Origin of the sequence: Zhengella sedimenti, from assembly GCF_046506625.1 — a bacterium.
Taxonomy (GTDB): domain Bacteria; phylum Pseudomonadota; class Alphaproteobacteria; order Rhizobiales; family Rhizobiaceae; genus Zhengella; species Zhengella sedimenti.
Genome location: NZ_JBKFFP010000003.1, coordinates 264534 through 287576 on the forward strand (window position 1 = coordinate 264534; position 23043 = coordinate 287576).

Consider the following 23043-nt stretch of genomic DNA (forward strand, 5'->3'; position numbering starts at 1 on the left):
GCGGTCCGGAACGGCCGAAGGTATCCGGCCGCCCCTTCATGAATGACGGCGGCCGGTTCCTTCCGGGGGACATGCGGGGAGAAATGCAATGGCACTTCTGTGGCCGATCCTGGCGCTTGCGGCGCTGGTCGTCATCCTGTTCGCGGCCGAAAGGCGCTGGCCTGACGGTGTGAGCCGGATCGAGGAGAACATCATCGCCCTGCTGCTGGCGGCGATCACGCTCGTCTCCTTCGTGCAGGTGATCGCACGCTACGGCTTCAACACCGGCTGGAGCGGCGCGCTTGAGTTCACCCGCATCCTGTTTGCCTGGCTGATCCTGTTGGGCATGAGCTACGGGGTGAAACAGGGCATGCACCTGGGCGTCGACGCCTTCATCCGGCTGTTGCCGAAGGGCGCGTTCAAGGCGGTTGCGCTGTTCGGCGCGGCCTGCACCGCCGCTTACGCCCTGATCCTGCTGCACTACGGCTGGCTGTCCTGGCTGGGCGCCGACGTGAACACCAACTGGCGGCAGACCGGCGCCATCGGCTACTGGAAATTCATGTTCGACCGCGGCACGGGCCTGGACGACCTGCGCTGGCCGGAATTCATCCAGGCCGCCTTCGGAACCCAGGAGCGCGTCCAGCGCTGGATCGCCTACCTGATGCTGCCGATCGGCCTGTCGCTGCTGGCCTTCCGGTCCATCCAGGGCTTCGTGCAGATCTGGCGCGGAGAACGGGAACTGCTGATTGCCGGTCACGAAGCCGAAGAGCTCGTGGCCGAAAACAAGGGCATCCTGAAGGACTGACGCATCATGGAAACCATCATCCTCTTCGTGCTCGTCCTGGGCCTCCTGTTTCTCGGGGTGCCGGTGGCCGTGTCGCTCGGCCTGTCATCGATCCTGATCATCGCGCTGTTCTCCGAGGACTCCATGTCCTCGGTGGCGCTGCAACTGTTCACCGCCTCCCAGAACTATACCCTGCTGGCCATTCCCTTCTTCATCCTGGCATCGGCCTTCATGTCGACCGGCGGGGTGGCCAAGCGCATCATCCGCTTTGCCATCGCCACGGTGGGCCATTTCCGCGGCGGGCTTGCCATGGCCTCGGTGCTGGCCTGCATGCTGTTCGCGGCGCTGTCGGGCTCCTCTCCGGCCACCGTGGTCGCCATCGGCACGATCGCCATCGCCGGCATGCGGCAGGTGGGCTACACCAAGGAGTTTGCCGCCGGCATCATCGCCAATGCCGGCACGCTCGGCATCCTGATCCCGCCGTCCATCGTCATGGTGGTCTATTCGGCGGCAACGGACGTTTCGGTCGGCCGGATGTTCCTTGCCGGGGTCATCCCGGGGCTGATCGCCGGGCTGATGCTGATGATCGCGATCTATGTCACCGCCCGCTGGAAGGGCCTTCCGGCCGAGCCCTGGCGCGGTTTCGACGAAATCCTGCAGGGCGGCAAGGAAGCCGGCTTCGGCCTGTTCCTCATCGTCATCATCATCGGCGGCATCTATGGCGGCGTGTTCACGCCGACCGAGGCGGCCGCCGTCGCCGCTGTCTATTCCTTCTTCATCGCCATCTTCGTCTATCGCGACATGGGACCGCTGAAGGACATTCCGTGGATCCGCGAGACCGACAGCCGGCGCGCCGTCACCGGATTCAAGGCGACGGTCTACGCCGTGTCGTTCCTGTTCGTCTGGATGATCCTGTCCTTCTTCGCCACGGCCGAATCGGAAACCGTGACGCCAGGCGACCGGCTGCTGTGGGGTTCGCTCATCGCGCTCGCCATCCTCGCGGCCTATGCCATTTGGCGCGGCGGGACGGCCAATCCCGCCGCCATCCTCGCCATGCTGGCCTCCGGACTGTCGATCTGGGCGCGCAATCTCGGCCAGATCGGTGGCCGGTTCTTCAGCGGCATCCTGCATCATGACACCCGCAAGGTGATGGTGGACGCGGCGAAGACGACGCTGATGCTGATGTTCATCATCGTCAACGCCCTGCTTTTCGCCCATGTGCTCACCTCGGAGCGCATTCCCGATGCGATCACCGACCTGATGGTGGGCTACGGCTTCAACTGGTTCACCTTCCTGATCGCGGTCAACCTGCTGCTGCTGCTGGGCGGCCAGTTCATGGAGCCTTCCGGCCTGCTGCTGATCGTTGCGCCGGTGGTGTTCCCCATCGCCATGGAACTGGGCGTCGACCCCGTGCATCTGGGCATCATCATGGTTGTGAACATGGAAATCGGCATGATCACGCCACCGATCGGGCTGAACCTGTTCGTGACGTCGGGCATCACCGGCATGAGCCTGATCCAGGTGGTGCGGGCCGCGCTGCCCTTCGTGGCGGTGCTGTTCGCGTTCCTGATCCTGGTGACCTATGTGCCGGTGATCTCCACATGGCTGCCCTATGCGCTGATGGGTCCCGAGATCGTGACGCGCTGACCGCGGGGGGCAGGCGTCACGCGGACGGCCGGGGCGGAGACGCTCCGGCCGTTCCTGTTTCAGCGCCTGGACAGGTCCGGCATGGCGCGGCCGATGATGGCCATGATGGCCATGTTGCGCGCCTGCGGCGGCAGGCCGGAAATCTGCCGCAAGCGGTTGGAGGCGAGGATATCGGCCAGCCCGTGCACGACCGCCCAGGCAGCCGCCATGTCGATGCCGACCGCCGGGCTCTCGTCAGGTCCGGCGCCATGCAGGTCACGCAGCAGGTCCACCATCACCGCATAGGACGCGTCGACGGCTTCCTTGAGTTCGGGGTCGTCGAGGTCCGGACGTCCAGACGAGAACATCAGCCTGAAGACAGGCGGGTTCTCCAGCGCGAAGACGACATAGCCGAGACCGGAGGCCATCAACTGGTTCCAGGCGTCGGGCTTGGTTTCCTTCATGAAGACGTGCTGACGCTCGACGAGGCGGCGAAATCCCTGCGCGGCCAGCGCGGTGAGCAATCCGTTCACATCCCTGAAATGATGGGCCGGGGCGGCGTGGCTGACGCCCGCGCGCTTGGCGACACCGCGCATGGAGAAATTCTCGATGCCCTTTTCCGCGAGTTCCTGTTCGGCGGCGGCGAGCAGGGCGCTTCTCAGGTCGCCATGATGATAGGATTGGCGCAGCCGAAGGTTCGGTTCGGTATCCGTCATGGCGGCATCATTCATGTTGTGACGGAGTCACGGTGCATCTCCGCTTTATGTTTCAGTGATCTCTAACATATTTTGTCCATTTGATCAAAAAAACCCCTTGACAGTGTAAAGATAGCGCGTCAAATTGATCTTGACAATGTCAAGACCGGGGGCGGTGGCACATTGCCTTGCGGTGAATGTGCCTTAACTTGACGTCGATGACGGGCTGGCCGGTTTTGACCGGTCAGCCCGTTCATTTTTCCAGGCGGGTAATCCCTCCGGCAAGCAGGAATCCCGGTGATGCCAACGCGGGACTGATCCTGATTCGCTGCGCTTGCTGTCCGCTTGCGGGCCACGACTTCCTGGCACTCTTTCTTTATTTCACGTTTTCAAATACTTCGCAGTATTAACCATTCGTTAATTTTCCTGTATCATCCTTGAACATAGTCGAGCCGGCTCTCCTCCTCCCAAGCACGGTTCCGCCTCGGGGCGATCCTTCACCGGATCGCCCTGTTTTTGTTTCCGGCAGGTTTCGCTACTGTCCGGGCCGTGGAACCGGAAGCGATTCCTCCGCGTTGCAGATCGTTTCAATGTCCGGGAGAGGGTAACGACATTGGCCGCATTCCTGATCGACTACCAGGCATGGATTGCCCTGGCGATGCTGCTTGCCATGTTCGCCCTGTTCATGAGCGAGATCTATCCGCCGGAGGTCACGGCGGCGGCCTTTGCCAGCCTGTTCATCGCCCTGGGGATGGTCGCCCCCGCAGATGCCATGGCGGTCTTCTCCAATCCGGCGCCCATCACCATCGGGGCCATGTTCATCCTGTCGGGCGCGCTGGTGCGAACCGGGGTCCTGGATGCGCTGGCCGGTGCAGTGGTGGAGCGGGCGACCAGCAGTCCGCGCCTTGCGCTCATGGGCTTTGTGGTCGTCACGCTCGTCGCCTCGGCCTTCGTCAACAACACGCCCATCGTGCTCGTTCTCATTCCCGTGGTGATCCGGCTTGCCCATGCCCTCGGCATGGCGCCGACACGGCTGCTCATCCCGCTGTCCTATGCCGGTGTGCTGGGCGGCGCCTGCACGCTCATCGGCACCTCGACCAATCTTCTCGTCGACGGCGTCGCCCAGGAGCAGGGCCTGGAGCCGTTCTCGCTGTTCGAGATCACGCCGGTCGGCATCGTCGCAGCGCTGTGCGGCCTGGCCGTGATGATGCTGCTTGGCCGACGGCTGCTGCCGGACCGCGGCGCGGCCAGCGAGGATGTGCTGCTGGGCGAAACGGAATACCTCTCCGAAGCGCGCATCGCCGACGAGAGCATGGACGGCAGGCCGCTGGGCGAGATCGGGATTTTCAAGGCGCCCGGCGTGATCGTGTCAGGCGTGCAGCGCGGAACGGAAACCATCCGCCGCGACCTCGAAACCTTCGAGGTCCGCAAGGGCGACAGGCTGATCCTGCGCGCGCCGACCTCGGAACTGCTGACGCTGGCAAGCCAGGAATCGCTGAAGGTCGGGCTGAGGGGCACTGCGCGGCTGACGGCGGAAGAGGGCAGCAACGTCATCGTCGAGGCGGTGGTGACGCCGCGCAAGTGGACCAGCGGACGGGCGCTCGCCTCCATGTCGCTTGGCCGCCGCTTCGGCCTGCAGGTGCTCGGCGCGCACCGGCACAACCACATTCCGGGGCCGGAACTGGGCGTGGTGACATTGCGCCCGGCCGACAAGCTTCTGCTTTCCGGTCCGCCAGCCGCCTTCGACGAACTGGCGCGTGAAACCAATATCGTGTCGATCTCGCGCGCCGCCGGCCGGGCCTACCGCCGGGCCAAGGCGCCCATCGCGCTGGCAGCGCTGGCGGGCGTGGTCATCCTCGCCGCCCTCGGCGTCCTGCCCATCGGCATCCTGGCGCTGCTGGCGGTGAGCGCGATCCTCATCCTGCGCTGCATCGATGCCGACGAGGCCTGGGATTCGCTCGACGGCTCCATCCTCGTGCTGATCTTCGCCATGCTGATCATCGGGCGCGGATTGCAGGACAGCGGCGCGGTCGAACTCGTCGTGGCGAGCCTGTCGCCGTTCCTTTCACTGCTGCCGGGATTCCTGGCGCTGCTGGCGGTTTATCTGCTGGCATCGCTGATGACGGAACTGGTTACCAACAATGCAGTCGCCGTGGTTCTCACGCCGGTCGTCATCGGGCTGGCGGAGCCGCTGGGCATCGACGCGCGCGCGCTCGTCGTGGCGGTCATGTTCGGCGCCAGCGCCTCCTTCGCCACGCCGATCGGCTACCAGACCAACACGCTGGTCTATGGCGCGGCCGACTACCGTTTCACCGACTTCCTCAAGATCGGCGTGCCGATGAACATCCTTGTCGGCATCGCGGCGAGTGCGGCGATCTGGATGTGGTTCGCCTGATCAGCCGGGTGGCGTGTCGCGGAGAAAAACCTCCATGCGCTCGATGGCGCGCAGGATGTTCTCCTCGGAATTGGCGTAGGAAAGGCGGATGTAGCCTTCGCCGAGCACGCCGAAATCCGGACCGCCGATCAGCGCGACGCCGGCCTCTTCGAGCAGGGCGGATGCCAGTTTCTTGGCCTTCCAGCCGGTCTGGCTGATGTTCGGGAAAGCGTAGAATGCGCCCTTGGGCGTGGCGCAGGTGATGCCGGGCAGGGTGTTCATGCCTTCGGTCACGATCTTCCGGCGGTTGTCGAAGGCCCGCATCATCTTCTCGACGTCGTCCTGGGGGCCGTCGATGGCCGCGATGCCGGCGAACTGGCTCGGCGCGTTGACGCAGGACCAGCAATTGACCGCGAGCTTGCGCACCAGCGGATAGAGCCGTTCCGGCCAGATGGACCAGCCCATGCGCCAGCCGGTCATGGCCCAGGTCTTGGACCAGCCGTTGAGGACGATGAGGCGGTCGCGGATTTCCGGGAACCGGAGCAGCGAGGTGTGCTCCTCGCCGTCATAGGTCATCACGTCGTAGATCTCGTCGGAAAGGATCGCGACTTCGGGGAAGGCTTCCAGCCCGCTGACCAGCTTCTCGATCTCCGCGCGTGGCGTGACGCCGCCGGTCGGGTTGGCGGGCGAGTTGAGGATGAGGAGCCGCGTCGCGGGCGTGATCAGGCCCAGCACTTCCTCGGCGGAGAAGGCGAAACCCTTGTCCTCGCGCACCGGAACGGGCACCGGCCGTGCACCGGTGAACTCGATCATCGAGCGGTAGATGGGGAAGCCCGGATCGGGATAGAGGATGTCCGCGCCGGGTTCGCCGAACATCAGGATGGCGGCGAACATGGTCGGCTTGCCGCCGGGCATGATCATGACGCTGTCCGGCGAGACCTCGACGCCGGTGGTCGCCAGCGTGCGCCGCGCCACCGCCTCGCGGGTGGCCAAGAGGCCGGTGGCCGGCGTGTAGCCGTGATGGCCGTCGCGCAGCGCCTTGATCGCGGCCTCGACGATGTGCTGCGGCGTCTGGAAATCCGGCTGGCCGATGCCGAGATTGATGATGTCCCTGCCCTGTGCTGAAAGCTCGGTGGCGCGGGCCAGCACGGCAAAGGCGTTTTCCTCGCCGATACGGTCGAAGGCGGCAATGGTTTTCATGGCGGTGCGTTTCCCCGGCAAGCGTTTTGACGTATTGGAGACCGCCAAGACCTCTTGTCAACCGGAAGAAAGCCAGCGCTATGACCGATCTGAGCCAGTGGACGCCACGACAGCGGCCCGAAAGGCGCGTTCTCGATGGCCGCCTCGTCCGCCTCGAGCCGCTCACGGCGGCGCGTCACGGCGACGATCTCTACGTTGCGGCGACCGAGGGCGATGCGGAGGCCCGCTTCACATGGCTGGCAACGGGCAGGCCGGAAAACCGCGCGGACTTCGACGCCTGGCTGGACTGGGCCGAGCATCACCCCGACTCGGTCTACTGGGCGGTGATCGACAAGGCGATCGGCAAGGCGGTCGGCCGGCAGAGCCTGATGCGCATCGATGCCGCCAACGGCGTCATCGAGATCGGCGACATCCACTGGGGGCCGGCCATGCAGCGCTCGGCGCTTTCGACGGAAGCCTTTTTCCTGCACGCCGTGCACGTGTTCGACGACCTGGGATACCGGCGCTTCGAATGGAAGCTGAACGACCTCAACGCGCCGTCGCACCGGGCAGCGCGGCGTTTCGGTTTTTCCCATGAAGGGCTTTTCCGCCAGCACATGGTGGTCAAGGGGCAAAATCGCGACACGGCCTGGTATGCGATGCTCGACCGGGAGTGGCCCGCGATCCGCGCCGGTTTCGTGCGCTGGCTTTCGCCAGACAATTTCGATAGGGAAGGCCGGCAGAAGGCGCGGCTGGAAGAGCTTCTCGCCGCGACGGCAGACAAGGACAGGGCATGAAGGAAAGCTGGAAACCGGCCATAGCAGCACTCGTCATCCTGCTCGGCTTCGGCCTCGTTGCCCATTTCATGCCGGGCATCATGCTGTGGATCGGCGAATCGTCACCGGTGGTGGCGGGGATCTTCGCCATCCTTTTTGTGGCTGCGTTCTTCGGTGTTTTCTGGCTGCGCGCGCGCCAGCAGCGCCGGCGTGACGGCGAGGGCTGATCAGGCCGACAGCGCCGCTGTCAGCAGAAGCAGGCCAAGCAGCAGGACCAGAAGCGCGCCGCCGATCTCGACGCCGTGATGGATGGCCGTGCCGAGACGGCCGCCGCCAGACAGGCGCACGGCGACGTTCTTGGCCGTTACAGCGAGCGTTGCCAGCGCGGACACGGTGATGGCGGTGCCGACGGCCATGGCAAAGGCCGAGGCGATGCCGGCCCACCACAAACCGTTCAGGAAGGCGAAGGTCAGCACGATCAACGCGCCGGAACAGGGGCGCAGGCCGACCGCCATCACCGCCGCGCCGGCTTCCGAAAAGCCGAACCGGCCTGTTGAAAGCAATCCGGGATCGGGCATGTGGGCATGGCCGCAGGACGGGCAGACCTCGCCCGGCGCATGCTCGTGATGGCCGTGTTCATGCCCGTGCTGATGATGGTGGTGGTGATGATGATCGTGTGTGCAGGCCGGGCCGTGGTCGTGATGATGGTCATTGGCAAGGCCGGCGGCGGCAAGCATCGGGGCCTGGACCGGCAGGAAGGCGCGCAGCTTGCGGAACAGGAGCCAGGCGCCGAAGGCGGTGACCAGCGCGTAACTTGCCACTTCCATGGACCATACCGCATCGGTCTGGCGGATGCCGGTGCCGCGCAGGAAGAGGAAGACAGCGCCGACGACGATGATGGCGGTCACGGCCTGGAGCATGGCGGAGACGAAGGACAGCAGGACGCCGCGGCGAAGGGCCACTTCATTGGCCAGCATGTAGGAGGAGATCACGGCCTTGCCGTGGCCGGGCCCGGCCGCGTGGAAGACGCCATAGGCAAACGACAGGCCGACTAGCAGCCAGGCGGCGGCGGGATCGGCGCGCATGGCGCGCAGGGCGCCGGTCAGCGCGCGGTAGAATTCCTGCTGCTGGGTGTTGATCCAGTGCATGAGGGAAGGGAACAGGCCGCTTGGCGGCAGTGCCTGCTCGGCCGCGCCGATGCCGAGCGAGCTTTGCGCCTGGGCCGAAGCGATTGCCGCGGTGGCCAGAATGACGCCGAGAATGGCGATTTTCGCGGCCTTCACTGATCGCCTCCGCAGGTCAGTTGCAGGCGTGTGGCGAAAATGCCGGTCAGTTGCGTCATGTCGGTGGTCTCGTAGAAGGCCTCGGTCAGGTTTTCGCTGTTCTGCGCAAGGATCTCGTCGGGATCGGGACGGATAACCTCGCGCCGGCAGGCCGGCGGCAGGCCGTCGCTGACCATGTCGCCGTCATTCATGTAGTCGATGGCGGTATAGAAGGTGGGGTCGTAGACGGCAAATGTCAGCGTGCCGTTCAGCGGCAGCGGCGTTGCCAGCCGCGATTCGAACAGGATGACAAGGCGTTCGTCCTGGTAGTCGGCGATCACCGTATCGGGCGCGCGCATGGCGACATCCTGCCCGTCGGCCTGCACGACCTGGAAGAAGTCGTAGTCCGCGATCGATTCGCGCACGGTCGAGCCGATTTCCGCCAGTTCCCCGTCGTCCAGCCGGTTGTCGGCATTCTTGTCGAACTCGATGACAACGGTCGCGGTGAAGATATCGTCGAAGCGCCAGACATGCTGCAAGGCCGCCACCTTGCCGTCCTCGATGGCGAGATCAAGCCGTGCTTCGGCCCAGACATGGGGATGCGCCTGCAGGGGCACGGTGCCGGACAGGGCGAGGACCAGGGTGGCCGGAAACGTGGTGATGAGATGCCGCCGCAATGCAGGACTCCGTTTGCCAATCGCCCGGGCCGGGCTCGTTCGCCGGATTGGCCGAAGAAGGCGGCGAAAATCCGGCAGACAGTTCCATTCCGTGCCTTCCGGATCAAGACGCCATTCGCCGCAGGACCGATCCGTCAGGCATTGCGCTTGAACCAGGCGGCCAGATAGTCGACGAAGACGCGGACCTTGGCCGGCAGGTAGCGGCGGTGCGGATAGACCGCGAACATGCCGCTGTCCTTGTGCAGCCAGTCTTCCAGCAGCGAGACCAGGCGGCCGGCCTTGATATCCTCGTTGACGACGAAATCCGGGATGAGCGCGAAACCCAGATCGGAGAGGCAGGCCGCGCGCGCCACCGCGGGACTGTTGACCTCCAGCGGACCGCTGACCGGAACCGTTATAGTATCGCCGTTGGGGGCCTGGAACGGCCAGTTGGTGAGCCATCGCCCGTTCGTGTCCGAGATGCAGGGCAGCTTGGAAAGGTCATGCGGCGTCTTCGGGCGGCCGAACTTCTCGATGACCGCCGGCGTCGCGCAAAGCTTGACCTGGAAATCGGAAACCTTGCGGGCGATCAGCGACGAATTTTCCAGCCGCGAGACCCGGATCGCGAGGTCGAAACCTTCCTCGACGAGATCGACGAAGCGGTCGTCAAGATGGATGTCCAGCTTGATGTCCGGGTGTTCCGACACGAAGTCGATCAGGACCTGGCCGATGGCGGCGTCGGCGAAGGAACGCGGGGCGGTCAGGCGGATGCGGCCGCGCACGTCGCCGCTCGATTCGCGGATCGATTCCTGAAGGCCGTCGATGTCGCGCACGATCTCGGTTGCCCGCTTGAAATAGGCATGGCCCGATTCGGTCAGCGAAAACTGCCGCGTGGTCCGGTTGAGCAGCAGGACACCCAGTTCGTCCTCGAGTTCGCGGACATATTTGGACAGCAGCGCCTTGGAGCGGCCGATCTTGCGGGCGGCGGCGGAAAAGCCTTCCGCTTCAACGACGTCGATGAAGGCGCGCATGCGGGTGAGGGTGTCCATCGTTCAAGCTCCGTGATCGGTCTTTAAAAGATTGTTCAGCGTTCCGGAAAATTCAAGCAGGATGCGATTTTTCATTGAAGCGGCGCGCGAATTTCCCTATATCGCGGCTGCCCAAAGTCGCACGTGCCTGTGGGTGTCCGCCGATCCCCCGACAAGGTGGGGGAAACGGTAAGGTACCCGGAGCTAACCCCTCCGGTCGTCCGTCCGGCCAACCGGACTGGCGAGGACATCTTGAAGCAACGACGGTGCGGGCCTTTCTGGTGTCTGCCGGCTGTCCACAAGCCGGGGTTACTGAAGAGGCACACCTTCATTGCCGGATGTGCGGACGGGGTCTCCCTCCAATCAATGGCAGACAAAGCGGATGGTCGCTCCCTCAAGGGGCGGTTTGTCCTTCGCCGCATGACGGCATTCCCTGGTTCCGGGATCTCCACCGCCCGGTTCCATCGGCGTGGCCGCATGCCCTTTGTCCAAATGCCCGTGGCTGCCTGCAGACGGCGCCGGGGCAGCATTGAATGAAGCGGCCCGACCGGCCGCGCTGGGAGAAAACCGATGGCCACGCAGCGTATTCTCGACTTCCTCGCCACCCGCCGTCCCTCCGGCCCCTGCCTCGTCGTCGACCTCGACGTCGTGCGCGACAATTTCGCCGCCTTCCGCAAGGCGCTGCCCGACAGCCGCATCTTCTATGCCGTTAAGGCGAATCCGGCTCCCGAAATCCTGCGCCTGCTGGCGTCGGAAGGCTCGTCCTTCGATTGCGCCTCGGTGGCCGAGATCGAGATGGCGCTCGACGCCGGCGCGACCCCGGACCGGATCTCCTACGGCAACACGATCAAGAAGGAGCGCGATGTCGCGCGCGCCTACGAACTTGGGATCCGCCTGTTTGCCGTCGATTGCGCCGAGGAAGTGGAGAAGGTGGCGCGCGCCGCCCCCGGCGCGCGGGTGTTCTGCCGTGTGCTCACCGATGGCGAGGGTGCGGAATGGCCGCTGTCGCGCAAGTTCGGCTGCGTGCCGCAGATGGCCGTCGATGTGCTGGTCTATGCCCATCAGCTCGGGCTGGAATCGCACGGCGTGTCCTTCCATGTCGGTTCGCAGCAGTGCGATCTGACCGCCTGGGACCGCGCGCTGGCCGATGCGCACCGCGTCTTCGCCTCGCTTGCCAAGCAGGGCATCCACCTGAAAATGGTCAACATGGGCGGCGGCTTCCCGACCCGCTACCTGAAGGATGTCCCGGCGGCACAGGCCTATGGCCAGGCGATCTTCGGCGCACTGCGCCGGCATTTCGGCAACCAGCTGCCCGAGACGATCATCGAGCCGGGCCGCGGCATGGTCGGCAATGCCGGTGTCATCAAGGCGGAAGTGGTGCTGGTGTCGAAGAAGGCCGACAACGACAATGTGCGCTGGGTCTATCTCGACATCGGCAAGTTCGGCGGCCTGGCCGAGACCATGGACGAGGCGATCCGATATCCCATCGTCACGCCGCGCGACAGCGACGCGATGGAGCCCTGCGTGCTGGCCGGACCGACCTGCGATTCCGCCGACGTGCTCTACGAGAAGAACCCGTATCCGCTGCCGGTCACGCTGACCATCGGCGACGAGGTGCTGATCGAAGGCACGGGCGCCTACACCACCACTTATTCGGCGGTGGCCTTCAACGGCTTCGAGCCGCTGCGATCCTACGTGATCTGAACGGGTCTTCCCGTTCAGGCCTGCCCTGTCCCGGCGGCTGCCGCCGGGGCGCGGGCGCTTGCATCCCCTTGTTCCGGATCAGGCCCTGGAGTTGCCGTCATGACCGAGCTTGCCGCCTGCCACATGCCCTTCATCATCGCCGCCGAAACGGACATGGACGTGGCTTCTCGCGACATCCTGCTGGATCGCGCCATGGGGCCGCGCTGGCGGCGCAAGGCGTCGGAGAAGCTGCGCCGCGGCCGTCTTCCGGCCGAAGGGCTGGCCTTCGCCGCCCGCGATGCCCAGGGAAATGTCGTGGGGACGGTGCGGCTCTGGAACGTGCGGGCGGGGCAGGCGGAGGCCCTGCTGCTCGGCCCGCTGGCCGTCGATCCGTCGATGAAAAGCGCGGGCATCGGCTCGGCGCTGATGCGTCATGCGCTGGAGCAGGCAGCGCGGCTCGGCCATGGCGCCGTGCTGCTGGTCGGCGATGCGCCCTATTATGCACGCTTCGGCTTTTCCAGCGCGCGGACCGGCACGCTGGCCATGCCCGGACCTTATGAGCCGCACCGTTTCCTGGCCCTGGAACTCAAGGCCGGTGCGCTGGAGGGCGCAAACGGTGTCCTGCGCCCGTCCGGACGCAAGGCCGAACCGATCCGGCGCAGGCTCGCAGCCTGAAGCTGTCCGTTGCACTCTTGCAACATTCAAAAAGCATATCGTTGTATAAAGAATTAAAACTATTGAATATGTGCCGGTCGCGTGGCTAGGTGGCGCAGATGTCAACGCAGGGTGTGCCATGAAGAATGTCAATTTGAAAATCTTAGCGCTTATAGGTGCTATGAGCCTGCCACTTTCCGCTCAAGCTGCGGATATGGCCTATGATACCGCGTCTGTTTCCTGGACGGGCTTTTACGGCGGCGTTCACGCCGGTTACGGATTCGGGCAAGGCGACATCACGAATTCGAGCCCTCCCGGACCGCCCACGCGCACCATTGGTGTCGACATGGACGGTTTCCTGGGCGGCGTGCAGATCGGCTACAACTGGCAGGCGTCGGATACCATGGTGTTCGGCATCGTCGGTGATTTCTCGCTGGCAGGCATTGGGGGTACGTTTGTGAATGTACCGCCGCCCGGTCCGCCCTTCACCGTGACGTCCGACATCAACTGGATGGCGACGCTGCGCGCTCGTGCCGGCTATCTCGTGCAACCCGAAACGCTGCTCTACGCCCATGGCGGTCTTGCGGTTGCGGATATCGATGCGACATGGACCCGTGGCGCTGCGCCCGGTGGTCCCGGTCCGTTCCGCGGTATCGGCTCCAACACAGAGATAGGCTGGACGATCGGTGCCGGCGTGGAGCACATGCTCTCCGACAAGGTCAGCCTTTTCGCCGAATATGCCTATGCCGATTTTGGAACGGCGCGTTTTGCCAACACGACCGGACCTGCAATCAACTACTCTCAGGATGTCAGCATCCATACGATCAAGTTCGGTCTGAACTATCGCTTCTGACCGGGCGGTCGTCGCAAGGACAGAAAAGGCGGGCCCGAAGCCCGCCTTTTCTTTTTCAAATTACAGCAGCGAGGAAAGCTGCATGGCGACGGACATGTCGCCCTCGACCGTGATCTTGCCCTGCATGAAGGCCGCGGTGGGGTCGAGTTCGCCGGCCAGCATGTCCTCGAAATCGGACTTGGCCATCTTGATGGTGCAATCGGCATCGCCGTCGGTGGTGGTCACCGTGTTGCCATCGATCAGGATGACGCCATCGGCGCCGCAGTCGAACTTCACGGAGCTCGAAAGGATGGTGCCAGCGGCCTTTTCGCGCATCTGCGCAGCAATTTCTTCCATCGTCATGGTCGGTGATCCTTCCCGTTCTGGTGATTTGAAAACCCGGTTCAGCCTAGCCTTTCATTGACGTTTACGTCAACGTGATTTTTCCGGCAGATCCGAAAAATGACGGCTGGCGAAGGGGAGGATTACCATGGTCCTGGCTCCGGAACATGACGCAATTGACAGTATCGCGGCCGTCTTGCCGTCATCGGCGCGGGGACCGGCGAAGATATGGCCTGCATCATCGCCAAGCCTCACGGCAAGGCGCATGGTACATGAGCCGCTGGAAGAGTTAGAATCTTAGCAAAAAGTAAAACATGCTGTTAGGGCGCTTGTGGTTTCTGGACAGGGCCGGTGGCCATGCGCCATGGCCGGGTTCGGCCGTTTCCGGCATGTGGAGAGGAGGCGCCGCGCAGGGGACGTCCGTTCGCTCGCGGTGACGAAACCAGACCGGCATTCGCGCGGATTGCGGCCATGTCCCGGCCGCCATTGTTGCGCAAGGCCGTGTCCAATGTGGCAGGGCATGTCATGCAGCTATTCCCGACCCGTTTTATCGCTCGTGTCTCGGTCACCATTCTTGTCTGCATCCTTTTTCCCGTCACGGTGATGATGGCGGGCGCCCTAGCGCTGGACATGGCGATCGGCTCGCCCCTTGCGGTCCTGCTTGCCGTTGCGACGGCGGTGGCGGTCCTGGCGGCGCTGGTGATCATGCAGCGGGAGTTGCGCCCGGTCGTGGATGCCGCCCTTGCGCTGGAGGCTCATGCGGGAGGGCGCGAACACCTGCCGATCATCAATGAGGCCCGCGACGAGGTCGGCCGGCTGTCGGCCGCCGCGCGCCGGACCATGGATACGGTCGATCGCCTGCTGGAGGAACTGGAGCGCCAGGCGGTGACAGATCCGCTGACCGGCCTGCCCAACCGTGACGCCTTCATGACCGCCATGGGCATGGAGCGGTCCGCGATCTTCGCCATTCTCGACATTGACGGGTTGAAGGCGATCAATGACAGCCGGGGGCACGAGACGGGCGACGCGGTTCTGCGCGACGTTGCGCAGGTTCTGCGCAAGAGCCTGCGTTCCGCCGACATGCTCGCGCGCTGGGGCGGGGCTGCCTTCGCCGTGATGTTGCACCGGCCGAGCGTTCTCGAAGCCATCGAAGCCGTGACACGCGCGCGCAAGGCCGTAGCCGCCAAATCCATCGTACCCGGTCATCCGGTGACGGTTTCGGCCGGCGTGATCCAGATGACCGGGGACCTCGAACGCGACATCCTGCTGGCCTTCCGGGCACTGAACGCTGCCAAGGAAGCCGGGCGGAACCGCGTGGTCTTCGCTCCGCCCGCCAGTGCCGGCAGGCCGCTTGCCCCGGAGCCCGGCCAGGCCGCATGGACGCAGGCAGGCGGCGAGGGCATGTCCAGATACCTCAACTGACCTGCCGTCTGCGGCAGGGGCCGGGTTGGCGCGGCTTGCATCGGGATATTGACGGCAGCGCCCAAGCCGCCTAAAGACGCGGTCAATGATGCGGGCGCTGTCTGCCCCGCCGGAAGCCATGTTGCGCCGGCCCTTTTCGAAAGCCATCAATCGATGACACTACCCGATACCATCGCAGCGCCCTTGCGCGCAGCGCTTGACGCCCGCGGTTACGCCGCCCTCACACCGGTCCAGGGGGCGATGCTGGAAGAGCGCGCGCTCGATGCCGATCTTCTCGTTTCGGCGCAGACCGGATCCGGCAAGACCGTGGCCTTCGGACTGGCGCTGGCGCCATTGCTGCTGGAAGACGGCCTGCACGCGAGCGCGATCGCGATGCCGCAGGCGCTGGCCATCGCGCCGACACGCGAACTGGCGATGCAGGTGCGCCGCGAACTGGAATGGCTCTATGCCGATACGGGCGCGCGCTTTGCCTCCTGCATTGGCGGCATGGACTACCGGCGCGAATTCCGCGCGCTGGGCGAAGGGGCGCATATCGTCGTCGGAACCCCCGGCCGCCTGCGCGACCACATCATGCGCGGTTCGCTCGACCTGTCGCACCTGAGGGCGGCCGTCCTTGACGAGGCGGACGAGATGCTGGACCTCGGCTTCAAGGAAGACCTCGAATTCATCCTCGACGCCGCGCCGGTGGAACGGCGCACCCTGCTGTTCTCGGCGACGGTCGCTCCGCCCATCGAGAAGCTGGCGCGCACCTATCAGCGCGACGCAGTGCGCATCGCGCTTGCTTCCAAGGAGGACCGGCACGCCGACATCGAATACCGGCTCATGCCAGTCCGTCCCGACGAGCGCGACCATGCGCTGGTCAATACGCTGCTGTGGTTCGATTCCAAGAACACGATCGTCTTCTGCCAGACGCGCGAGGCGGTGCGCCACCTGGCGACACGGCTGACCAATCGCGGCTTTTCCGTCGTCGCCCTTTCCGGGGAACTGACCCAGGCCGAGCGCAGCAATGCGCTGCAATCGATGCGCGACGGGCGCGCGCGGGTCTGCGTCGCGACCGATGTTGCCGCTCGCGGCATCGACCTTCCCAATCTCGATCTCGTCATCCATGCCGACCTGCCCAGCAATCCGGAAACCCTGCTGCACCGGTCCGGGCGCACGGGCCGGGCCGGGCGCAAGGGCGTGTCGGTCGTCATAGCCCCGCATCACCGCAGGCGCAGCGCCGAGCGCGTGATCAAGGCGGCGCGGGTGAACGCCCAGTTCATGGCCGTGCCGGAAGCCGAAGCGGTGGACGCGCTGCAGGTGGAGCGCATGATGGGCGACGCGGCGCTCTCGATGCCCATCGAGCCGGAGGAGGCGGTGCTGGTCGACCGCCTGCTGGAAAGTCATGATGCACGCCAGATCGCAGCGGCCTGGATCCGGGCGCAACGGGCCGCCATGCCGGCGCCCGAGGAGGTTCACGCCGTTTCAGACCTGCCGCCGCGCAAGGAATTCGGCGAGCGGCCGGACACCCGGTTCACCGACGGGCGCTGGTTCTCGCTGTCCATCGGACGCCGCCAGTCCGCCGAACCGCGCTGGATCCTGCCGATCATCTGCAAGGCAGGCGGCGTGACGCGGACCGCTGTCGGTTCCATCCGCATTCTCGACCATGAAACCCGCTTCGAGATCGAAACCGGCGTTGCCGATGCCTTTGCCGCGGCTGTGGCGAAAGCCGGTCCGCTTGAAAAGGGCGCGCGGATCGTGCCCGCGGACGGCGAGGGCGCGGCCGAGGCGCCGCGCAAGCCGCACCGCAAGGGGGCGAAGCCGCAGGAGCGGAAGGGCGGTTACGCCAAGGCTGGCGCGAAGGACTGGGCGGAAGCCAAGCGGCCGGGCAAGCGCGAACGCCAAGCGTTGCGTGCCTCGCCCGATGCCGCCGGTGGCGAGGCCATGGAGAAGGGCCGTCACCGCAAACGTCCTTTTGCCAGCGAAAGCGAAGTGCCTTCCGCGGGCGCCAAGGGCCGTCCGTTCAAGGGAAAGGACACCCAGGCGCGCGGCGGCGATGGCGACTGGCGCAGTGAATACCGGCCGAAGGGCGCCAAGCCGGCAAAGCCGGCCGGGGCCGCGAAAAGCCGCAAGCCCAAGGCTGCCAAGGGCGCCCCGCGCAGGCGGGACTGACGGGCCTGGCCGCGTTGCGTTCGCGCAATACCGGCCGCGAAACCGTTTCCCGCTTTCGCAGGGATTGCCTCAGAGCCGCAGCGTCAACGAGATGCGCCGCGAAAGTTCCTCGGGCCGGGCCAGGACGATGGCGCCGCGCGTGCGTTCCAGGAGCCCGTCCTTGGCCAGGCGGGACATTTCCCGCGAGACCGCCTCGCGGCTGGCGCCGATGCGTTCGGCAAGGTCGGCATGGATGACGGGCGGCGAGATGATGCGCTGGTCCTCGTTGCCGGGACGCTGGCGCGAAAGCCGCAGAAGCGTGTTGTAGAGCCGGTGCCTCGTATCCAGGAAGGACAGTTCAGCAATCCGGCGGGTCAGGTCGCGCGTGCGTTCCGACAGCGTGACAAGGAGATGGCGGCACAGCTTCGGCGACTCGTCCAGCATCTGCAGGAACACCGCTTCGGGGATACGGAAGACATCCGTCTGCACGAGCGCGGTCAGGCTGGCCGAACGCGGCTTGCCGTCAAGCGCGGCCAGTTCGCCGAATAGCTGGCCCGGGCCGATTTCGCCAAGGATGATCTCCTTGCCCACGGCGACGCGGAGGATGGCGCGCACCTGTCCGGCGGCGATGAGATAGACATCGGCGCTCTGGTCGTCGAAATCGACGACCGTCTCCTGCGGCTGAAACCGGATCGGGGTCCAGACGGCCTTCAGTTTCTCCAGCCACCCGGAATCCAGGCATTCCAGAATGGGTGCGCGCGGTATCCGCGGAATACTGTTCATCTCGTCTCCGTTCGGCCCCACGCCAACAGATTGACCAATTGGACAAGGATTCCCGAAAAACCGCAAGGGGATGTGACCACTGTCACATGCTGTTTGCATTGGTTTTGCTAAAGTTTCTCATGGCGATGGCAATCGCCACGTTTCAGGGAAAGCCGGATGCCTCAATGCCCCAGGGCGTCCGGTTTTCCCGAAACGGCACCCCGATGATGCGGTGCAGCAAATTTTCCGAGAAAAGTCAGTGTTTTACGACCAGCCGCTTGCGTGCTATCCTGCAAGATCGGTGTTTTTGGGAGGAAACACTTGGATATCCGAAACAAGGACGTCCTTTCTCCGCCAAAGAGGGGCGGCGGAGAAAAGGCAGCCGATGACATTCGCGACCTGATGTCGTTCCGGTTGGCCCGGCTTGCCGCGGCGAGCGACAAGTCCGCGCAGCAATGGTCATTGTGCGAATTCGGCCTGCGCCTGAACGAATGGCGCGTTCTCGGCCTTGCGGCGGCAATGGATCCTGCCCCGTTCGCGGAAATCGCCCGCATGCTGTCGATGGACAAGGGGCAATTGTCCCGTATCGTCAAGACGATGGCGGCGCGTGGGCTGATGCGTTCCGAACCTGACAGGCGGGACCAGCGGGCGCTGAGCCTTTCAGCCACCCCTGCAGGGCGCGATCTTTACGGGCGCATGGTGGCAAGGGCGAAACAGCGCAACGAGGCGACCATGGCCTGCCTGTCGCAGCATGAGCGGGAAGAACTGCTTCGCCTGCTCGGCAAGGTCGCCGACGAGATCGACGAGAGCCTCGTCTTCTCGGGGCGGCCGGCATAGGACGCTGTCAGGCGGGCGTGTTGGCGCTGCCGCGCACGACCCAGTGAAGCGGGAACATGGGATCGAACAGGGTGACGGGTCCCGCGCCGGTCTCGATTTTCGCCGAAAAGACGACAGGCGCATCGCGGCGTTCCAGCGTCACCTTCCCCTGATTGACCGGCAGGCCGTAGAAAGCCGGACCATTGAGCGAAACGAAGGCTTCGAGCCTGTCGAGGGCGTCTTCCTCCTCGAACACATGGGCAAGGCATGACAGCGTGTTCGTGGCCGAGAAGATGCCGGCGCAGCCGCAGGCGCATTCCTTCAGCGGATCGACATGGGGCGCGGAATCGGTGCCCAGGAAATAGCGGCTGTCGCCGCTGGTGGCCGCCTTGCGCAGGGCCTGGCGGTGGCGTTCGCGCTTGGCGACCGGCAGGCAGTAGTAGTGCGGCCGGATACCGCCGGCCAGGATGGCGTTGCGGTTGATGATCAGGTGATGGGTGGTGATGGTCGCGGCGAGGTCGCCCGTGGTGTCGGCGGCGACGTAATCGGCGCCGTCCTGCGTGGTGATATGCTCCATGACAACGCGCAGGCCGGGGATGCGCCGGCGCAGCGGATCGAGCACACGGTCGATAAAGACGGCCTCGCGGTCGAAAATGTCGATGTCGCTGCTCGTGACCTCGCCATGGACGCACAGCGGCACGCCGGCCTCGGCCATGCGTTCCAGTACCGGATAGACCTTCTCGATGTCACGCACGCCGGACTGCGAATTGGTGGTCGCACCGGCCGGATAGAGCTTCACCGCGGTGACGAGACCGCTCGCGTGGGCGGCGGCGACATCGTCGGGATCGGTGCCCTCGGTCAGGTAGAGCGTCATCAGCGGCGTGAACGTGTGACCGGCGGGGAGCGCGGCCATGATGCGGTCGCGATAGGCTTGCGCATCGGCGCCGGTCACGACCGGCGGCACGAGGTTCGGCATGACGATGGCGCGGGCAAAATCGGCCGATGTATGCGGCAGGACCCCTTCCAGCATGGCGCCGTCGCGCAGGTGCAGATGCCAGTCGTCGGGGCGGGCAATGGTCATCGTCTTCATCGGGGGCCTCGTCGCGTCAGTCCCGGCAGGCTGTACACAGGCATGGCCGTGGCTGCAAGCGCCACGGCGGACCCCGAAAGCAAGACGGCGCGCCCGGAGGCGCGCCGCAGGCAATCAGCGATTGCGCAGACCGGATCAGCCCTGGGTGATCGGCACCAGCTTGATCTCGACGCGACGGTTGAGCGCGCGGCCTTCCGGCGTGTCGTTGGAGGCCACCGGCTGGCTCTCGCCGAGGCCGGCGATATAGAGGCGGCGGCCATCGACCCCCTGGCCTGTCAGATAGCTCGCCACGGAACTGGCGCGGCGCTGGGACAGGGCGAGATTGTACTGGTCGTTGCCGGTGGAATCGGTGTGGCCATAGACGTCGACCAGGGTCTGGTTGAACTTCTGCAGCACGAGGGCCACCGAATTCAGGGTCTGGTAGAAGGACGCCTGGACCTGGTCCTGGTCGGTGGCAAACGTGATGTTGGAGGGCATGTTGAGGATGATGTCGTTGCCGACACGCGTCACCGAGACGCCTGTGCCCTGAAGCTGGGCGCGCAGTTCGGCTTCCTGGCGGTCCATGTAGTTGCCGATACCCGCCCCGGCCAGCGCGCCGATGCCCGCGCCGATGAGCACGGCATTGCGCTGCGCGACCCGCGAGCCGCCGACGGCCGCACCGGCCAGTGCGCCGACGCCCGCGCCCAGCGCCGTGCCGATGGCGGTGTTGGAGACCTTCTGCTGTCCGGTATAGGGGTCGGTCGTGCAGCCTGCGGCCAGCACCGCGACAGCCATGACGGCGGCGATCTTCTTCATCTTGCATGCCCTCTCTTGTCTTGCCCGCCGGCGATTCCCGCCGGCGCGATCAGCGGAAACATGCCCGTAATCGGCGGTTTTGTCGAATTTCGGGCAGCCGGCACCGTGTTTGCCGGCGTGAAAAGGGTCACACCTGAAAAAAAAGGGCCGCTCCCGCCGGGAACGGCCCTTGCGCATGGTCGCGCGTCCGCGCGTTCGATCAGCCGAAGACGCCCACCTTGCGGCCGGTCAGCGTGTCGGTGATCTCCTCCAGGATGGCGGGATCGTCGATGGTGGCCGGCATGTTCCACGCCTCGCCGTCGGCGATCTTCTGCATGGTGCCGCGCAGGATCTTGCCGGAGCGTGTCTTGGGCAGGCGGTCCACCGTCAGCGCGGTCTTGAACGCGGCGACGGGGCCGATCTTCTCGCGCACGAGCTTGACCACCTCGGCCTCGATCTCCTCCTTCGGGCGGTTGACGCCAGCCTTCAGGATGATGAAGCCGACCGGCATCTGGCCCTTGAGCTTGTCGGCAATGCCGATGACGGCGCATTCCGCGACGTCCGGGTGGGAGGCGATGACCTCCTCCATGCCGCCGGTGGACAGGCGATGGCCGGCGACATTGATGATGTCGTCGGTGCGGGCCATGATGAAGAGATAGCCGTCCTCGTCCCGGATGCCGGCGTCGGCCGTCTTGTAGTAGCCCGGAAACTCGGCGAGATAGGCATCGTGGAAGCGCTTCTCGGCATTCCAGAGCGTGGGCAGGCAGCCGGGCGGCAGCGGCAGCTTCACCACGATGTTGCCGAGCGTGCCGTCGGGAAGCGGATGGCCGGCGTCGTCGAGGACCTGGATATCGTAGCCCGGCATGGCGACGGTCGGCGAGCCCAGCTTGACGGGCAGGGCACCCAGGCCGACCGGGTTGCCGGCCATGCACCAGCCGGTCTCGGTCTGCCACCAGTGGTCGATGACCGGAACGCCAAGCTGGTCCTGCGCCCAGACGATGGTGTCGGGATCGGCGCGCTCGCCGGCCAGGTAGAGGACGCGCAGCGAGGAGATGTCGTATTTCTTCAGGTATTCGCCGCCGGGATCCTCCTTCTTGATGGCGCGGAAGGCCGTGGGCGCGGTGAAGAAGGAAGCGACCTTGTGGTCGGCGATGACGCGCCAGAAGGTGCCGGGGTCCGGCGTGCCAACGGGCTTGCCCTCGAACAGGATCGTCGTGCATCCCTTGATGAGCGGGCCGTAGACGATATAGGAGTGACCCACCACCCAGCCGACATCGGATGCCGCCCAGAAGACCTCGCCGGCATCGACATTGTAGAGCGCCTTCATCGACCAGTTGAGCGCGACCATGTGGCCGCCATTGTCGCGCACCACCCCCTTGGGCTGGCCGGTCGTGCCGGAGGTGTAGAGGATATAGAGCGGATCGGTTGCGGCGACCGGCACGCATTCGATGACCGTGCCTGCCGCCTTGTGGGCGTCGACGGCGGCGCGGTAGTCGGTGTCGCGGCCTTCGGTCAGGTCGCAGGCCTGCTGCTCGCGCTGAAGGATGACGCAGCATTCCGGCTTGTGGGTGGACAGTTCGATCGCCTTGTCGAGCAGCGGCTTGTAGGCGATGACCCGGCCGGGTTCGATGCCGCAGGAGGCCGAGATGATGGCCTTGGGCGCACAGTCGTCGATGCGGGTCTTCAGCTCGTTGGCCGCGAAGCCGCCGAACACGACCGAGTGAATGGCGCCGATGCGCGCGACGGCCAGCATGGCGAAGGCTGCCTCGGGCACCATGGGCATGTAGATGAGCACGCGGTCGCCCTTGGCCACACCCTTGTCGCGCAGCGTGGCGGCCAGCGCCTCGACCTCGGCCTTGAGTTCGGCATAGGTGAACTTCTTCAGCGCGCCGGTGATCGGGCTGTCATAGATGAGCGCCACCTGACCGGCACGCCCGCCGGCGACATGGCGGTCGACGGCATTGTGGCAGGTGTTGCATTCGGCGCCGGGAAACCATCGGCCATAGGCGCCGGAGCCGGCATCGAACACGCGGTCCCAGGTCTTGAACCAGTCCAGCTCGCCCGCGGCGCTGGCCCAGAAGCCCTCGGGGTCCTTCTTCCAGCCTTCGTAGACATCGTGATAACGGCTCTGCGTCATGGCCACTCCTCCAGATGACGAAGGGGACCGGCCGACCCGGCC

21 protein-coding genes are annotated in these 23043 nt (G+C 65.3%); 11 read left to right on the plus strand and 10 right to left on the minus strand.

Translation table 11 applies throughout. The features are described 5' to 3' along the window. Nucleotides 1-88: 88 nt before the first annotated feature. The gene (locus ACLB6G_RS10655; RefSeq protein ID WP_410356151.1) at nucleotides 89-784 is read left to right on the plus strand and encodes a TRAP transporter small permease; all 696 of its coding nucleotides are present in this window, start codon (nucleotides 89-91) and stop codon (nucleotides 782-784) included. Nucleotides 785-790: 6 nt separating this feature from the next. Beyond that, on the plus strand, nucleotides 791-2410 hold the full coding sequence (locus ACLB6G_RS10660; RefSeq protein WP_410356152.1) for a TRAP transporter large permease: 1620 nt from the start codon (nucleotides 791-793) through the stop codon (nucleotides 2408-2410). 59 nt (nucleotides 2411-2469) lie between these two features. Here the strand turns inward: ACLB6G_RS10660 and ACLB6G_RS10665 are convergent, their stop codons facing one another. After that, nucleotides 2470-3105, minus strand: a complete 636-nt coding sequence (locus ACLB6G_RS10665) for a TetR/AcrR family transcriptional regulator (protein ID WP_410356153.1) — start codon at nucleotides 3103-3105, stop codon at nucleotides 2470-2472. A gap of 592 nt (nucleotides 3106-3697) precedes the next feature. Between ACLB6G_RS10665 and ACLB6G_RS10670 the strand changes: the two genes are divergently transcribed. Next, the gene (locus ACLB6G_RS10670) at nucleotides 3698-5479 is read left to right on the plus strand and encodes an SLC13 family permease (RefSeq protein ID WP_410356154.1); all 1782 of its coding nucleotides are present in this window, start codon (nucleotides 3698-3700) and stop codon (nucleotides 5477-5479) included. Here the strand turns inward: ACLB6G_RS10670 and ACLB6G_RS10675 are convergent, their stop codons facing one another. Then, the gene (locus ACLB6G_RS10675) at nucleotides 5480-6658 is read right to left on the minus strand and encodes a pyridoxal phosphate-dependent aminotransferase (RefSeq protein WP_410356155.1); all 1179 of its coding nucleotides are present in this window, start codon (nucleotides 6656-6658) and stop codon (nucleotides 5480-5482) included. 80 nt (nucleotides 6659-6738) lie between these two features. Here ACLB6G_RS10675 and ACLB6G_RS10680 point away from each other — a divergent pair, with 80 nt between their 5' ends. After that, nucleotides 6739-7434 (plus strand): GNAT family N-acetyltransferase, encoded by a 696-nt coding sequence (locus ACLB6G_RS10680; RefSeq protein WP_410356156.1) that lies wholly within the window; start codon nucleotides 6739-6741, stop codon nucleotides 7432-7434. After that, nucleotides 7431-7640, plus strand: a complete 210-nt coding sequence (locus ACLB6G_RS10685; RefSeq protein WP_410356157.1) for a hypothetical protein — start codon at nucleotides 7431-7433, stop codon at nucleotides 7638-7640. Before ACLB6G_RS10680 ends, ACLB6G_RS10685 begins: the two co-directional genes overlap by 4 nt. Here ACLB6G_RS10685 and ACLB6G_RS10690 read toward each other — a convergent pair whose 3' ends face one another. From ACLB6G_RS10690 to ACLB6G_RS10700, 3 genes are all read right to left on the minus strand, one after another. Next, nucleotides 7641-8696, minus strand: coding sequence for a nickel/cobalt transporter (locus ACLB6G_RS10690; RefSeq protein ID WP_410356158.1), 1056 nt, complete (start codon nucleotides 8694-8696; stop codon nucleotides 7641-7643). After that, nucleotides 8693-9352 (minus strand): DUF1007 family protein, encoded by a 660-nt coding sequence (locus tag ACLB6G_RS10695; protein ID WP_410356159.1) that lies wholly within the window; start codon nucleotides 9350-9352, stop codon nucleotides 8693-8695. The genes ACLB6G_RS10690 and ACLB6G_RS10695 overlap by 4 nt, the downstream gene beginning before the upstream one ends. Nucleotides 9353-9486: 134 nt before the next feature. Further along, nucleotides 9487-10380, minus strand: coding sequence for a LysR family transcriptional regulator (locus ACLB6G_RS10700; RefSeq protein ID WP_410356160.1), 894 nt, complete (start codon nucleotides 10378-10380; stop codon nucleotides 9487-9489). 549 nt (nucleotides 10381-10929) lie between these two features. Between ACLB6G_RS10700 and odc2 the strand changes: the two genes are divergently transcribed. The 3 genes from odc2 (at nucleotide 10930) to ACLB6G_RS10715 (ending at nucleotide 13549) form a co-directional block, all read left to right on the plus strand. Continuing rightward, nucleotides 10930-12063 carry an ornithine/lysine decarboxylase gene (gene odc2 / locus ACLB6G_RS10705; RefSeq protein WP_410356161.1) on the plus strand — a complete coding sequence of 378 codons (1134 nt, stop codon included), beginning with the start codon at nucleotides 10930-10932 and terminating at the stop codon, nucleotides 12061-12063. Between the two features lie 99 nt (nucleotides 12064-12162). Continuing rightward, nucleotides 12163-12717, plus strand: coding sequence for a GNAT family N-acetyltransferase (locus ACLB6G_RS10710; RefSeq protein WP_410356162.1), 555 nt, complete (start codon nucleotides 12163-12165; stop codon nucleotides 12715-12717). Between the two features lie 118 nt (nucleotides 12718-12835). Then, the gene (locus ACLB6G_RS10715; protein ID WP_410356163.1) at nucleotides 12836-13549 is read left to right on the plus strand and encodes an outer membrane protein; all 714 of its coding nucleotides are present in this window, start codon (nucleotides 12836-12838) and stop codon (nucleotides 13547-13549) included. Between the two features lie 60 nt (nucleotides 13550-13609). Here ACLB6G_RS10715 and ACLB6G_RS10720 read toward each other — a convergent pair whose 3' ends face one another. Beyond that, on the minus strand, nucleotides 13610-13891 hold the full coding sequence (locus ACLB6G_RS10720) for an SCP2 sterol-binding domain-containing protein (protein WP_410356164.1): 282 nt from the start codon (nucleotides 13889-13891) through the stop codon (nucleotides 13610-13612). 504 nt (nucleotides 13892-14395) lie between these two features. Here ACLB6G_RS10720 and ACLB6G_RS10725 point away from each other — a divergent pair. Beyond that, entirely contained in the window at nucleotides 14396-15292 is an 897-nt protein-coding gene (locus ACLB6G_RS10725; RefSeq protein ID WP_410356165.1) for a GGDEF domain-containing protein, read from the plus strand. A 153-nt stretch (nucleotides 15293-15445) separates the two neighbouring features. Then, nucleotides 15446-17443: a DEAD/DEAH box helicase gene (locus ACLB6G_RS10730; protein WP_410356166.1), complete on the plus strand. Its 1998-nt coding sequence runs from the start codon at nucleotides 15446-15448 to the stop codon at nucleotides 17441-17443. 69 nt (nucleotides 17444-17512) lie between these two features. Here ACLB6G_RS10730 and ACLB6G_RS10735 read toward each other — a convergent pair whose 3' ends face one another. Continuing rightward, a complete protein-coding gene (locus tag ACLB6G_RS10735; RefSeq protein WP_410356167.1) occupies nucleotides 17513-18205 on the minus strand; it encodes a Crp/Fnr family transcriptional regulator in 693 nt (230 codons plus the stop codon). Between the two features lie 300 nt (nucleotides 18206-18505). Here ACLB6G_RS10735 and ACLB6G_RS10740 point away from each other — a divergent pair, with 300 nt between their 5' ends. Further along, nucleotides 18506-19021: a MarR family winged helix-turn-helix transcriptional regulator gene (locus ACLB6G_RS10740; protein WP_410356168.1), complete on the plus strand. Its 516-nt coding sequence runs from the start codon at nucleotides 18506-18508 to the stop codon at nucleotides 19019-19021. Between the two features lie 7 nt (nucleotides 19022-19028). Here the strand turns inward: ACLB6G_RS10740 and pyrC are convergent, their stop codons facing one another. The 3 genes from pyrC to ACLB6G_RS10755 form a co-directional block, all read right to left on the minus strand. Then, nucleotides 19029-20090: a dihydroorotase gene (gene pyrC, locus ACLB6G_RS10745; protein WP_410356169.1), complete on the minus strand. Its 1062-nt coding sequence runs from the start codon at nucleotides 20088-20090 to the stop codon at nucleotides 19029-19031. 135 nt (nucleotides 20091-20225) lie between these two features. Then, nucleotides 20226-20885 (minus strand): OmpA family protein, encoded by a 660-nt coding sequence (locus ACLB6G_RS10750; protein ID WP_410356170.1) that lies wholly within the window; start codon nucleotides 20883-20885, stop codon nucleotides 20226-20228. 199 nt (nucleotides 20886-21084) lie between these two features. Continuing rightward, nucleotides 21085-23001: a propionyl-CoA synthetase gene (locus ACLB6G_RS10755; protein WP_410356171.1), complete on the minus strand. Its 1917-nt coding sequence runs from the start codon at nucleotides 22999-23001 to the stop codon at nucleotides 21085-21087. Nucleotides 23002-23043: the final 42 nt, after the last annotated feature.